The following is a 12,948-nucleotide window of genomic DNA, read 5'->3' on the forward strand; positions in this document are numbered from 1 at the left end:
CTTCCATCTTTCCCGGATGCGACGATCGGGCCATGTCCGACGGCGAGCGAACCGAAGAAGATTCCGTTGACGTCGACCCCGACGATGACACGAGCGACGACACCGCCGACCTCGACGGGGAGGAATCCGAAGGCGCCGAGATGTTTTCCCATTACGGCATCGCGTCGGCAGTTCTCGGTGTGCTGTCGGTGGCCGCGGTCGTGCTCGCCGCCATCATCTGGTCCGATCACCGCGACCAGGTTGCCGAACGCGGCTATCTGAGCCGCGCCATGCAAACCGCCGCGGACTGGGCGAATGTCTTGATCAACATGAACAGCGGCAATGTCGACGCCAGCCTGCAGCGGCTGCATGACGGGACGGTCGGCGAACTGAACACCGACTTCGATGCGGCCGTGCAGCCGTACAAGGCTGTGGTGGAAAAGCTGCAGTCGAAGAGCGCCGGACGGATCGACGCGGTGGCGATCGAAACCGTGCACCACGACCTGGACACCCAGCCCGGCGTCTCCCGTCCGGTAGTCACCACCAAGCTGCCGCCGTTCGCGAGTCGAACCGACTCGGTGATATTGATCGCCACGTCGGTCAGCGAAAACGCCGGAGCCAAGCCGCAAACCGTGCACTGGAGTCTGCGGCTGGACGTCTCCGACGTGGAGGGCAAGCAGATGATCTCCAGGTTGGCGTCGATCAGGTGAGGATCCGATGAGGAACATCTGGCGGCTGGCCGCCTTCGACATCCTGGCGCCGCTGGCCGCGATCGCGGCCCTGCTGGCCATCGGGCTGGTGCTCGACTGGCCGCTGTGGTGGGTGTCGGCGTGCTCGGTGCTGATCCTGCTGATCGTCGAAGGGGTGGCGATCAATTTCTGGCTGCTGCGCCGCGATTCGGTCAGCCTGGGCACCGACGACGACGCACCGGGGCTGCGGTTGGCGGTCGTCCTGCTGTGCACGGCGGCGCTGGGAGCGGCCGTCGCGACCGGCTACACGCATTGGACCGAGGCGGACAACGACTTCACCAACGACTCCCACCGAGTCGTTCAGATCGCCACCGGCATGGCGGAGGCGATGGCGTCGTTCAGCCCCACCGCCCCTACCGGCTCCATCGACCGGGCCACGGCGATGATCGTCCCGGAGCACGCGGCCGCGTTCAAGGAGCAGTACACCAAGTCCAGCGCCGAGCTGGCCCAGCACAATGTCACCGCGCAAGCCACCACGGTGTCGGCCGGGGTCGAGGCCCTGGGCCCGGCGGCGGCCAGTGTGGCGGTGGTGCTGCGGGTCACTCAGAACACCCCGGGACAGCCGCCCAGTCAGGCGGCGCCGGCGCTGCGGGTGACGCTGACCAAGCGGGGCAGCGACTGGCTGGTCGCCGATGTGCTGCCGGTCAGATAGCGCATCAGTTCGCTTCGGCTGACCGAGCGGACTTCACCTTGACGAATCGATCCGACAACCGGCGGATCCGGATCATCAGCGCGGCCGTCGGGCTGGTGCTGCCGTCGAGGTAGCCGGCCAGCTCCTCGGCCGTGACGCCGATGCGGGACGCGAACTCCTGCGGCGCCAGACCCGACCGCTCGATCAGGAGCCCGACGTGACGCGCCACCTCGGCGCGTTCGTTGGCCTCCAGGTGGGTGCGGGCACGCTCGAGCACTTCCCATAGCGCCTTGGCGATGCCGTACGGCCGGGTGCCCTCGAGGACCTCCTCGACCTGGCGGGCGGTCCGCCCGTACGGGTCGCGCTTGAGTGCGCCGGCGATGCGCTTCCAGGTGGCGATGTCACCGCCCTGCAGGGCGGAACGGATGGCCGCGGTCGGCCAGAACTCCACCGGCTGGTCGGTGTCCTGCAGGGGCCCGGATGGCCCATTGCCGGGTTGACGCCGTTCGGGGGCCGGCCGCTGGGGCGGCGGCGCGGAGCGTCGGTCGGGTGCCAACGTCACCTCGCCTCCTCCAGCATCGCTACGGCCACAGACATGCAGCGTTGCCTGATTCCCTCCCAGTCCGAGTCGGCCTCGGCGTCCGATCCCTGGTCTTCGGGGTAGTCGCAGGGGTCGGGATCTGCGAGGCGACGGACCAGCTGGGTGGCAATCCACTGCCGCCTGGATGATTTACAACAGTAGTACCTGTCCATTCCGGCCAGCACCACCGCGGCGGTCTCGGGCTCCAACGTATCGACCATGTCTGCAAAGTCGGCGTAATCGCGCCGGGTGTTACGGCACATGATCAGGTAGCCCTTGAGCCGCAGCGTCTCCGCGCCGGTGGGGACCAGCAGCCGGTCGCCGGTGGGCAGCTGCACGTTGGTGGTCTCCACCGGGCTGCGCCGCTCGTATCTCGGTCCGTCGTCGACCGCCGTGGCGGTGTCGCTTTCCAGCGCGTCGATCGCGACCGACAGGCGTCCCCGCCACAACGTCACCGGGTGCACGGGCCGGTCGACCCCGGCGATGGCCTTGGCGATGCCGTTGCGCGAGGTCAGGCCGGTGACGAGCTTCTTGGCCGCCGGGGAGCCGTTGGTGTGGCCGTTGCTGCCGGGCTTCTTGTCGGCCCCGACGCCGACGCTGGCCTTCTCGCCGAGGGCGACCTGGTGGGGGATCTGCCCGGGCCCCAGGCCGCGCGACTGATCCTCGTCCGGGCCCAGCGCCGTCTGCGCGGTGCGGGCACAGCCGGTGAAGGCCAGCGGGTCGGCCACGCAGATCGCGTCGGGCGCCAAATGTTTCAGCTTGGCGGCCGACTTGACCACCATGCGCAGGTCGGCACTGGGGGCCACCAGCGCCGAAATGTCGTCGGGGATGACGACGACGTCGCCGAGATCGACCTCGGGCAGCGGCCGGTCGAAGTCGACCGACGGCAGCACGCGGGACAGCCACGGCGGCAGCCACCAGTTCCACTGGGCGAACATCGCCATCAGCGCCGGCACCATCACCAGCCGCACCACGGTGGCATCAACCGCGATCGCCACCGCGCACGCCACGCCGATCTCGGCCACCAGCGGCATGCCGGCGAATGCGAAGCCGACGAACACCGCGATCATGATCAGCGCCGCGCTGGTGATGGTGCGGGCGCTGGTGCTGACGCCGTAGGCCACCGCATCGCGGGTGTTTCCGGAATGCAGGAAGCGCTCCCGGATGCGGGTGAGCAGGAAGATCTCGTAGTCCATCGACAACCCGAAGGTCATCGCGAGCACCAGCGGGGGAACTGTGCTGTCGATCGAGCTGATCTGCGCGAAGCCGAGGTCTTTCAGCCACCCCCACTGGAACACCATCACGAGGCTGCCATAGGCGGCGGCGACCGACAGCAGCGTCATCAGGACGCCCTTGAGCGCCAGGAACACCGAGTGAATGGAGAGCAATAGCATCACGAACGCGATCAGCGCGACGAAGCCCAGCACCAGCGGCTCGGTCGCGGATACCCGGTCGTCGAAGTCCTTGATCAGAGCGGTCGGGCCGCCGACGTCGACGCGCGCGGTGCCCGCTTCGGGGACCTTGGGCAGCTGCGCGCGCATCCAGCCGACGGTCTCGCGGGCCTTCATGTCCTCGGGATCCACCGACAACACCGCGGACAGCAAAGCGCTGCCGTTGTCCTCGGCGAACTGCGGCGGCGACACCGAGACGATGTTGGGGGCCTGCGACATCCGCTGCCGGATCGCGCCGACGGTGTGGCTGTGTTCGGGGGAGGCCGCGCCGCCGTCGGGGAAGTTGATCAGCACGCGGATCGGCCCCAACGCACCGGGACCGAGGGCCTGGGCCGCGGCGCCGACGCCGGCGCGGATTTCGTGCGCCGAGTCGAACTGGCGCAGCAGGCTGTTGCCCAAGACCATTGACGACGCCGGCGCGGCCATCACGAGCAGCACCAGCGACGCGGCCAGCGCGGACATCCACGGCCGGCGCATCACCCAGCCGATCCAGCGGTTCCAGAACCGCGACTGCGTGCTCTCGGGCCGTCGCGACCAGTGCAGGAAGCCGGACCGTTTGGCCGCCGCCCGCCCGAACGTCGCGAGCGCGGCAGGCGTCAGGGTCGTCGAGGTCAGCATTGCCACCGCGACGGCCAGGATGGCGCCGGTGGCCATCGACTTGAGGGCGGGGGTGTTGATCACGTAGATCCCGGTCAGCGAGGCGACAACCGTCATGCCGGACAGCACCACGGCCAGGCCGGAGGTGGCCATGGCGGCGTCGACGGCTTCGCGGGGCTGGCGCCCGGTCCGCAGCTCCTCCCGGAACCGCATCAAGATGAATAGTGAGTAGTCGACCGCGAGCGCGATCCCGAACATCGACACCGTCGAGGTCACGAACACGGACATGGTGGTGTAGGCGGACAGCAGATAAACCAGGCCCATGGTGACCACGACCGTGCAGATCCCCAAGGCAAGGGGGATGGCCGCGGCGGCCAGCGACCCGAACACCGCGAGCAGCACGATGAGAATGACGGGCAGGTTCCACTTTTCGGCGGCCGCGATGTCGTGTTTGGTGTTGGCCGCGGCGGCGGCGGACAGCGCGCCCTGCCCGATCACGTAGAGCCGCACGCGGCCGTTCGCGGTCTCGCCGGGCTGATCGCCCTTGATGCCGACCTTGGTCCGGAGCTGCTTGGCGATGTCGCTCGTGTTACGCGAATCCAGCCGCACCGACAGCACGTAGGGGCGGTCGGGTTGCGGCGGGCGCTGCGTGGGGTTGGGGATTTCGGCGGTGCCGGGAATGCCGCTGGCGATCTGTCGCAGCTGCGCGACGGCGTCGTTCATGTCCTGGTAGCTGGCATCGGGCCGGGGCGCGGCCACCAGCGCCAGCGACGATCCACCCTGGTCGTGGTACAGCTCCTCGAGCTGGTCGTGGACCGCCAACGATTGCGATCCGGCCACGTCGAAACCACCGCCGGTCAGATTTCCCGACTGCGCCAACGCCAGGTACACCGCCGGAACCAATGCCAGCAACCAGCCTGTGAAGACCAACCAGCGGTACTTACGCAGGCTGCGGCTGAGGCGGATCATTAACTGCTGGATGTTGTCGCTCCCCGGTTCTCGCGTAGCGCGTGCTCGCGACGATACCGCAGCGGGCTGTGGAATATCTGGCTTATCTAGTTCCTGAGCTGCGGCGACGGCGTTGTTGCCAAGACGCTGCGAAGACGTTGTGAACCGGTGACCAAGCGGGATTTCGGTCACATATTCCGGGTTCGGGTTCGTTCGAACTGGCAGCGGTGATATCGCCGGTGGCAGGATGTCGGATGGCCCGGCGGGTGGCCGCCGAGATTCAGGGATGCCCGCGCACAGGGGCCTTCTATTTGCAGCCGTTTGCGGGGCGCCGATTGCGGCGTCCGCCGCAAACTCCTAAGGAGTTATCGATGACGAGAGCCACCGCTGGCCGCGGTCGCAAAATCTTCGCGGGGCTGATCGCCGCCACCGTGCCCGGCGCAGCCTTGGCGGTGCTCGCCGGCGCCCCGGCGACCGGCGCCAACGACCCGTGCGCGGCCAGTGAGGTCGCCCGGACGATCGGGTCGGTCTCCAAGTCGATGGGTGACTACCTTGATTCGCACCCGGAAACCAACCAGACGATGACCTCGATGCTGCAGCAGCAGGCCGGGCCGCAGTCGGTGAACGGGTTGAAGTCCTACTTCGAGGCCAACCCCAAGGTGGCCGGTGACATGACGTCGATCGCGCAGCCGCTGACCACCCTGTCGACGCAGTGCAAGCTGCCGATCTCGATCCCGCAGGCGATGGGTCTGATGCAGCAGGCGCAGGGCGCGGCCGGCGGGCTGCCCGCGCTGCCCGGTAACCCCGCGGCCGCATCGCCATTGGGCGGGACCACCGGTGGCGGCGCCCCGGTCGCGGCACCGCAGCCCGCCCCGCCCGCGACCAACCCGCTGCCGGGTCCGTCGCGCGGAAACACCGTCGGCTAGAGCGGTCCGTCGGCTTCGGGGTTCCGGTCGGGCGGCAACGGCCCCTGCAGGGCGGTCTCGGTCGGGTCGGCCGGGCGGTCGCCGTGGAGCGGCACGACCGGTAGTGGACCCGTGATCGGGTCCTCATCGGAGTCGGCGACGTTCTCAGTGCGGAACACGAAGAAGAACACCACCCAGCCGATCGCGGAGATGAGCAACCAGCTGATCAGTCGGTAGATCAGCATCGCCGAGATCGCGTTTGGCAGCGACATCCCGCTGGACACCAGGCCGGGCACCAGCACCGCCTCGACGATCAGGAGGCCGCCGGGCATCAGCGGGATAGTGCCGACCGCGCGGGCGGCCGCGTAGGCCACCGTCAACCCGGCCACCGACGCGTGGTCCCCGGCGGCGTACGCGGCGAAGCCGAGGCAGGCGACGTCCGCGATCCAGTTGAACATCGACCAGCCGAACGCCACCCCCAGGTCGCGGCGGCCCAGGCTCACCGATTCCAGCTGCATCAGCGTCTCGCGCCACTTATCCAGGCCGGTGTCGGCGGGCCTGCCGCGGACCGAGTTGATCCACGCCAACACGCGGGTGCCGATGCCGTCGATCAGCTCCGGCCGTGACGCGACGGCCTGGGCCAGCAGCAGCAACGCGACGAACCCGCCGAGGGTGAACAACAACGAGAACGGGTTGTTCTTGGCGCCCAGGAGGAAGGCGCCGCCCAGGCCGAGCAAAGCCAACCCGACCGCCTGCAGCACGCCCGACATCACCAACTGCCACGACGCCACCACGGTCGAGGCGCCCCATAGCCGCTGCTGGCGGAACAGGAACGTCGCCGACAGCACGGGTCCGCCGGGCAGCGTGGTGCTGAGCGAATTGGCGGCATAGAAGGCGGCCTCGGAGCGCAATTGCTTGACGTGTACGCCCGCCGACTTGAGCAACGTGCGCTGGATCTGAGCAAAGCTGTGCATCGACGCGGCCGCCGCCACCGCCGATGCGAGCAACCACCACCAATTCGCCTCATACAGGCTCATCCAGGCCTTGGCCAGCTGATCCCAACCCAGCGAAACCTCGACGGCAAGCACGACGGCTACCGCGCCCAGGATCACCCAGCGCACCCACCAGTACTTCCCGCGCGGGGTCTCTTCGCGCGGGAGGTCGAGATTGCGGGCGGGTGCGTCGTGCGGCACGTGATTTAGGGTAACGGTGCAGGTGGCGCCGCGATCGCTGTGGATCGCTTACCGTGTCGACGTCGTAACCGGATCGTGCCGACGGCAGCCGCCCCCGAACGGTGCGCGCAGGCCCTTGGGACAGGTTGAGTCACGTTTGACCGCGCGCCGCGGCGGATAGGCTGGCCAGATGTCAGCAAACGTCGACGATGCTTCGGTCGAACCCCTTGTCCGCAAGACCGCAGCCTGGGCGTGGCGCTTGCTCGTCATCCTGATCGCCGTGCTCGCGCTGTTGTGGGTGGTGAAGAAACTTGAAGTCATCGTCGTTCCCGTGCTGGTGGCGCTGCTGCTGAGCGCGCTGCTGGTGCCCGTGGTCGACTGGCTGGACAAGCGGGGCCTGCCCCGCGGCGGCGCGGTGGCCCTGGTGTTGCTGGGCGGCTTCGCCATCCTGGGCGGCATCCTGGCGTTCGTCGTCCTGCAGTTCATCGACGGCCTGCCCGGCTTGACCGAACAGGTGACGAACAGCATCGAGTCGACGCGCCGCTGGCTGATCCACGGGCCGGCGCATCTGCGCAACGAACAGATCGACAACGTGGGCAACGCCGCCATCGAGGCGTTGCACAACAATCAGGCGAAGCTCACCAGCGGCGCGCTCTCCACCGCGGCCACCGTCACGGAGCTGGTCACGGCGGCGGTGCTGGTGCTGTTCACGCTGATCTTCTTTCTCTACGGCGGGCGCAACATCTGGCAGTACGTCGTGCAGATCATCCCCTCGGACGTCCGCGGCCGGGTCCACGAAGCCGGTACCGCGGGATACGGGTCACTGATCGGGTACGTGCGGGCGACGTTCCTGGTGGCGCTGACCGACGCGGCCGGGGTCGGCACGGGCCTGGCGATCATGGGCGTGCCGCTCGCGCTGCCGCTGGCATCGCTGGTGTTCCTGGGCGCGTTCATCCCACTGGTCGGTGCCTTGATCTCAGGCCTGGTGGCGGTGGTGGTCGCGCTGCTTGCCAAGGGATTTGTCTACGCCCTGATCACGCTGGGCCTGCTGATCGCGGTCAACCAGATCGAGGCCCATTTGCTGCAGCCGCTGGTGATGGGCCGCGCGGTCTCGATTCACCCGCTCGCGGTGGTGCTCGCCATCTCGACCGGCGGGGTGCTCGCCGGGATCGTCGGCGCCCTGCTGGCGGTACCGACGGTGGCGTTCCTGAACAACGCGCTCCAGGTCCTGTTGGCGCCCGATCCGTCCGCCGAGGCCGAGAAGCAGACGGAGGACGCGGATGAGAAGAACGCGATCCTGCAGGCCGAGCCGGACAAACCCGAGGGCGAATCCGGCTGAGGCTCACGCCTTTTCGAGGTTGATGCGGGGCGGCTGGGCGCCTGGTTACAGCCGTCCCTCGCGGCGCAGCAGATCCTGCGCGGACAGCCCACCGCCGGAGCGCCGGCGTTGCCGCGCCGGGTCGCCGTTCTCGCCCTGCCCGCGCGCGTTCGCCTGATCGGTGGCCGCGTTGGGGTCGTCGCCCTCCGCACGCATCTTCGGCAGGGCCGTGGTGGGTTCGGCGGCGTCGCCGGTGTCGTCGGACCGGTGGCCGGGCACCGGGATGGCCCGCGTCGGATCGCCGGACGGCGGTGCGGCCGCACCCGGCGCCGGGGGTCGCTGGGCGGCCTGTGGTGCGGAGTTGGTGGCGGAGCGCATCTCGGCCGGGCGGTCATGCCCGGGCGCCCCCTGCGCGGAGAAGCGCGCGGTCTTGGCTTCGGTCGGCTGGCTGGGCCGGGCCGGGATGCGGGTGCCGCCCGCGCCTTCGCTCGTGCGCGTCGTCGCACCGGTCGGGGACGGTTCCCGCGCGGGGCGCGGCTCGGCCGGACCCGGGCGCGCCGGCCGCGGCGGCTCAAGAGCGCCGGGATGGGTGGGATCGTGCGGTGGCCGCGGTGCAGCCGCGACCAGGCTGGCCGCGACGGGCGGCCGAGCGGGCCGGCCGTTGAGCGTGGGCCGCTTGCGCTCGTCGGGCAGGTCGATCTCGCCGAGCCCGATCTTGTTCTGCAAACGCCGAGCCCAGCGCGGCGCCCACCAGCAGTCGTCGCCGAGCAGCTTCATCACCGACGGCACCAGGAACATCCGGACGACGGTCGCGTCCAGCAGCAGCGCCGCCATCAGACCGAAGGCCAGGTACTTCATCAGCACCAGGTCGGAGAAGACGAACGAACTGGCGACCACGGCGAGCACCAGCGCGGCGGCAGTGATCAGGCGTCCGGTGGTCGCGGTGCCGATCCGGATGGCTTCGGCCGTCGACATGCCGCGTTCGCGCGCTTCGACCATGCGCGAGACCAGGAACACCTCGTAGTCGGTGGCCAGGCCGAAACCGACGGCGACGACCAGCGCGATCACCACCACCATCAGCGGGGTCGGGGTGAAATTCAAGACACCCGACAAGTGCCCGTCGACGAAGATCCAGGTCAGGATCCCCATCGTCGAGCCCAGCGTGAGCGCGCTCATGAGCACCGCCTTGACCGGCAGCACCACCGACCCGAACGCCAGGAACATGAGCAGCAGGGTGGCGCCCAGCAGCAGCACCAGCATCAGCGGAGCCTTGTCGAACAGGCTGTGGATGCTGTCCTGCTCCAGCGCCGGCGTGCCCCCAACGTAGAGGTTCAGCCCCTTCGGCGGATTCACCGACCGCAGCTCGGCGAGCTTCTTCGCGGCATCACCCTTGTTGACCAAGCCATTCTGGATCACCCGGACCGAGTCGTCCTTGGGCACCGTGGTGCCGTTCGGTCCCGCGACGCAGGGGTTGCCGGCAATGGCCGGACACGGCCGTTCCTGCCAGGTCGTGTCGGTGAAGCCGCCGATCGAAGAAATCCTGTTGCGGATGTCGGCAACCTGCTGGTCGGTCACCTTGCTGCCGTTGCTGCTCTGGATCACCACCGTCAGCTGTTCGGTCCGGTAGCCGGGGAACTGCTTATCGAAGTGCTCCTGGGCCAGGCGCACCGGGTTGTCCGGTGGTAGGTACTTCTCGCTCATGCCGCCGAACGACAGGTTGCCCAGCGGGATGACCAGCAAAATCATGCCGACGGCGATCGGGATGGCGAAGGCCAGCGGCCTCTTCATCACCCAGTTGACGAGCTTGCCCCAGAATCCGGCCTCGACCTCTTCGCGGGTCTTCGTCTTCTGCAGCCGGTCGGCCAGCCAGTTCAGGTAGGCGCGCGAATACTTCCAATTCCGCAGGAACGGCACCCGAAACGCGGTCCGCACACCCAGCGCGTCGACGTGACGGCCTAGGATGGCCAGGCACGCCGGAAGGAACGTGATCGACAGCAACGCGGCAAGCCCCACGGCGGCGAAGATCGCGTAGGTGAGCGAATGCACGAAGCCCTGCGGCAGCACCAGCAGGCTGGCGCTCGACGCGATGATCAGCACCGCGGAGAAGGTGACGGTGCGCCCGGCGGTCATCACCGTTCTTCGCACCGCGGCCTCGGTGTCGTAGCCCTCGGCTATCTCCTCCCGGAACCGGCTCACCACGAACAGCCCATAGTCGATGGCGATACCCAGCCCGATCAGCGACACCACCGGCTGGGCGAAATAGTGCACCGGCCCGAACACGGCAACCAGTCGCAGGATGCCCAGCGCGCCGGCGATGCTCAGCCCGCCCACGATGGCCGGCAGGCCGGCCGCGACCGCGCCGCCGAACACCAGGAACAGCACCACCGCCACCATCGGCACCGCCAGGACCTCCATGCGTCGCTGGTCGGTGGCGATGGTGCCAGTCAGGGCGTCGGCAATCGGCTCGAGGCCGGCCAGCTGCACCGTGCCTCCGTTGAGCTTCTGCAGGTCTGGCTGGATGGCTTTGTAGTTGTTGAGGATGCTGTCGTCGTCATTGCCCTTCAGCGGAATGCTGACGAAGGTGTGCTTCCTGTCCTCGCTGACCATTCCCTTGATGACCGGGTTGGTGCTGTCCGGTGCGGCCAGCCAGCCGGCCCAGCCGACGACCTGGTCGGGGTGGTCGGTCTTGAACTTGTTGAGTTCGGCGACGAGTTTGTCGCGCCACGCCGGATCGTCGGCGGTTTTCCCGTTGGGAGCGGTGAAGGTGGCCACGACGTGGCTGGTGCGGTCGCGGCCGTAGGTCTGGTCGCCCAGCACCGAGGCCTTAACGGATTGGCTGCCGTCGTCGTAGAAGCCGCTCTGTGTAACATGCTTGCCCAGGCTGACTCCGAAGACGCCGCCCAGCAGACACAGAGCCACCGTGACCCCGATCACGATGTACCGATATCGGTACACAGTTCGACCCCACCAGGCGAACACGCAAGCTCCTTACTGGATCGTTTCCGACCCGCGCATCGGTTTTCCAGTGTCACACACGCGCGGTCAGCAGCGCGGAGAGCGGCCGGAACGGCTGCAGCCACGCACCCTGGTCAGGCAGCGAATCTAGGCCGATCCGCGGCAACGGTTCCCGGAAGACACCAGCGATATCCTCCAGATCAACGAAGTCCAAGGTATCCGACGCTAGCGCCCAACTCGCATGTTCGCGAAATCCGATCACCTGGACGCTGACCCCGGTCCGTGCGATGTCTTCCAGCGGGTGACGAAACGCCTGGCCGTCGGCCGAGGCCACCACCAGCGCCGCCAGTCCTTCGGTGCGCCGCAGTTCGATGTGGGCCAGCATGTCCCGGTCGACGTCGCTGTCCTCGTCGATCTTCGGCTTCGCGAACACCGCGAATCCGACGTTTCGGAGCGCGTCCACCCAGGGCCGGACGACGTCGGCGCTGCCCGGCGCGATGTTGGTGAAGACGGTGGCCTCGGGTTCCACCACGACACCGGGGCGGCCGGCGCTGACCTCGGCGGTGCGCGACAACAGCCAGCGTCCCAGGGCGTCGAACCGCGGGCGCTCCAGGGCCGTCGGGCGGCGGCCCAGGATGGAGCCCAGGCCCATGTCGAGGTTGGGGGCGTCCCACACCAGCAGCACGCGTCCACCCGGGGGAGCGAAGCCGCCCAGCTCGTCGCCGGTCAGCACCGCCGGCGGCGCGACGGGTTGCGCGCCCGCCGCGGTCTCTTCGGTCAGGCTCATACTCATCGCCTACTCATTGTCTAAGCCAAATGAATTCGGTGACGGCGCTGCCCGCTTCTTGAGCCTTCGTCTCGTACTTGGTGGTCGGGCGCACGATCGAGATCGGCAGCGCGCTGTCGGGACCCACCGGATGCAGACGGGATTCACCCGCGCCGACCTCGGCGATGTGTTCGGCGTAGCCGGCGTGGTCCGTCGCAACGTGCAGGACACCACCAGGGAGTAGCCGGTCGGCTATCAAGCCAATCGTGCCGGGCTGCAGGAACCGGCGTTTGTGGTGCCGGGCTTTCGGCCACGGATCGGGAAAGAAGACGCGCACCCCGGTCAGCGAACCGGGAGCGATGAGGCGTTGCAGGACATCGAGGGCGTTGCCGCGGATCAGCCGGATGTTGCGCACCTGGTCGCGGTCGATGGCGGACAGCAGTTGCGCCAGCCCGCGGCGGTAGATCTCCACCGCGACCACATCGATACCGGGCTCATCCTTCGCCATCGCCAGCGTGGATATGCCACTGCCGCAGCCGATCTCGAGTACCACCGGGGCCCGCCGGCCGAACCATGCGGTGGTATCGAGCGGGGGCTCGGGGCTGCCGGGTTCAGTGGGTGCGCCCACGGACAGGCCGAGTTCGGGCCAGCGTCGCTCCCAAGTCTGGCGCTGCGCATCCGACAGCGTCGAGCGTCGTGATCGGAACGCCGTTGCGGGGAGATAGCGCAGGGCGGGGCGGTCCGAATCCCCGGTCGACGTGGCGGCAGACATCGCCACCCCGCGCTGCGCATGCATTTGTCCATGGTGGCCTATAAATCTGGGATGTAGCCGCCCCTGGTCCGGATTGATACCCAACAGTTGCCTCCAACTGGTAACTGATTAACGGTGGCTCGCTT

Annotated in this window: 10 protein-coding genes; 4 read left to right on the top strand and 6 right to left on the bottom strand. The window is 68.4% G+C overall.

Annotated elements, in window-relative coordinates; all coding sequences use genetic code 11:
- Positions 1-32 precede the first annotated feature (32 nt).
- Positions 33-689 carry a hypothetical protein gene (locus AC5Y4H_RS19655; protein WP_499984194.1) on the top strand — a complete coding sequence of 219 codons (657 nt, stop codon included), beginning with the start codon at positions 33-35 and terminating at the stop codon, positions 687-689.
- A gap of 7 nt (positions 690-696) precedes the next feature.
- Positions 697-1,380: a hypothetical protein gene (locus AC5Y4H_RS19660; protein WP_499984195.1), complete on the top strand. Its 684-nt coding sequence runs from the start codon at positions 697-699 to the stop codon at positions 1,378-1,380.
- A 4-nt stretch (positions 1,381-1,384) separates the two neighbouring features.
- Here the strand turns inward: AC5Y4H_RS19660 and AC5Y4H_RS19665 are convergent, their stop codons facing one another.
- Positions 1,385-1,921: an XRE family transcriptional regulator gene (locus AC5Y4H_RS19665; protein ID WP_499984197.1), complete on the bottom strand. Its 537-nt coding sequence runs from the start codon at positions 1,919-1,921 to the stop codon at positions 1,385-1,387.
- Entirely contained in the window at positions 1,918-4,956 is a 3,039-nt protein-coding gene (locus tag AC5Y4H_RS19670) for an MMPL family transporter (RefSeq protein ID WP_499984199.1), read from the bottom strand. The genes AC5Y4H_RS19665 and AC5Y4H_RS19670 overlap by 4 nt, the downstream gene beginning before the upstream one ends.
- Positions 4,957-5,306: 350 nt before the next feature.
- Here AC5Y4H_RS19670 and AC5Y4H_RS19675 point away from each other — a divergent pair, with 350 nt between their 5' ends.
- A complete protein-coding gene (locus AC5Y4H_RS19675; RefSeq protein ID WP_499984200.1) occupies positions 5,307-5,861 on the top strand; it encodes a hemophore in 555 nt (184 codons plus the stop codon).
- Here the strand turns inward: AC5Y4H_RS19675 and AC5Y4H_RS19680 are convergent.
- Positions 5,858-7,033 (bottom strand): lysylphosphatidylglycerol synthase transmembrane domain-containing protein, encoded by a 1,176-nt coding sequence (locus AC5Y4H_RS19680; RefSeq protein WP_499984201.1) that lies wholly within the window; start codon positions 7,031-7,033, stop codon positions 5,858-5,860. The genes AC5Y4H_RS19675 and AC5Y4H_RS19680 overlap by 4 nt on opposite strands.
- Positions 7,034-7,202: 169 nt before the next feature.
- Here AC5Y4H_RS19680 and AC5Y4H_RS19685 point away from each other — a divergent pair, with 169 nt between their 5' ends.
- Positions 7,203-8,351 carry an AI-2E family transporter gene (locus AC5Y4H_RS19685; RefSeq protein ID WP_499984202.1) on the top strand — a complete coding sequence of 383 codons (1,149 nt, stop codon included), beginning with the start codon at positions 7,203-7,205 and terminating at the stop codon, positions 8,349-8,351.
- Positions 8,352-8,396: 45 nt separating this feature from the next.
- Here the strand turns inward: AC5Y4H_RS19685 and mmpL3 are convergent, their stop codons facing one another.
- From mmpL3 to trmB, 3 genes are read right to left on the bottom strand one after another with little or no spacing between them, the layout of a single operon-like run.
- On the bottom strand, positions 8,397-11,309 hold the full coding sequence (mmpL3, locus tag AC5Y4H_RS19690) for a trehalose monomycolate exporter MmpL3 (protein ID WP_499984203.1): 2,913 nt from the start codon (positions 11,307-11,309) through the stop codon (positions 8,397-8,399).
- 49 nt (positions 11,310-11,358) lie between these two features.
- Positions 11,359-12,072: an NYN domain-containing protein gene (locus AC5Y4H_RS19695; RefSeq protein ID WP_499984282.1), complete on the bottom strand. Its 714-nt coding sequence runs from the start codon at positions 12,070-12,072 to the stop codon at positions 11,359-11,361.
- Positions 12,073-12,085: 13 nt separating this feature from the next.
- Positions 12,086-12,865, bottom strand: coding sequence for a tRNA (guanosine(46)-N7)-methyltransferase TrmB (gene trmB / locus AC5Y4H_RS19700; RefSeq protein WP_499984284.1), 780 nt, complete (start codon positions 12,863-12,865; stop codon positions 12,086-12,088).
- Between the last annotated feature and the right edge of the window lie 83 nt (positions 12,866-12,948).

The organism is Mycobacterium sp. NGS58, from assembly GCF_059812385.1.

Excerpts from the sequence above, each read along its gene's own strand:
- AC5Y4H_RS19655 (WP_499984194.1), top strand. The coding sequence starts at position 33 with ATGTCCGACGGCGAGCGAACCGAAGAAGATTCCGTTGACGTCGACCCC.
- AC5Y4H_RS19660 (WP_499984195.1), top strand. The coding sequence starts at position 697 with ATGAGGAACATCTGGCGGCTGGCCGCCTTCGACATCCTGGCGCCGCTG.
- AC5Y4H_RS19670 (WP_499984199.1), bottom strand. The coding sequence starts at position 4,956 with ATGATCCGCCTCAGCCGCAGCCTGCGTAAGTACCGCTGGTTGGTCTTC.
- AC5Y4H_RS19675 (WP_499984200.1), top strand. The coding sequence starts at position 5,307 with ATGACGAGAGCCACCGCTGGCCGCGGTCGCAAAATCTTCGCGGGGCTG.
- AC5Y4H_RS19685 (WP_499984202.1), top strand. The coding sequence starts at position 7,203 with ATGTCAGCAAACGTCGACGATGCTTCGGTCGAACCCCTTGTCCGCAAG.
- AC5Y4H_RS19695 (WP_499984282.1), bottom strand. The coding sequence starts at position 12,072 with ATGAGCCTGACCGAAGAGACCGCGGCGGGCGCGCAACCCGTCGCGCCG.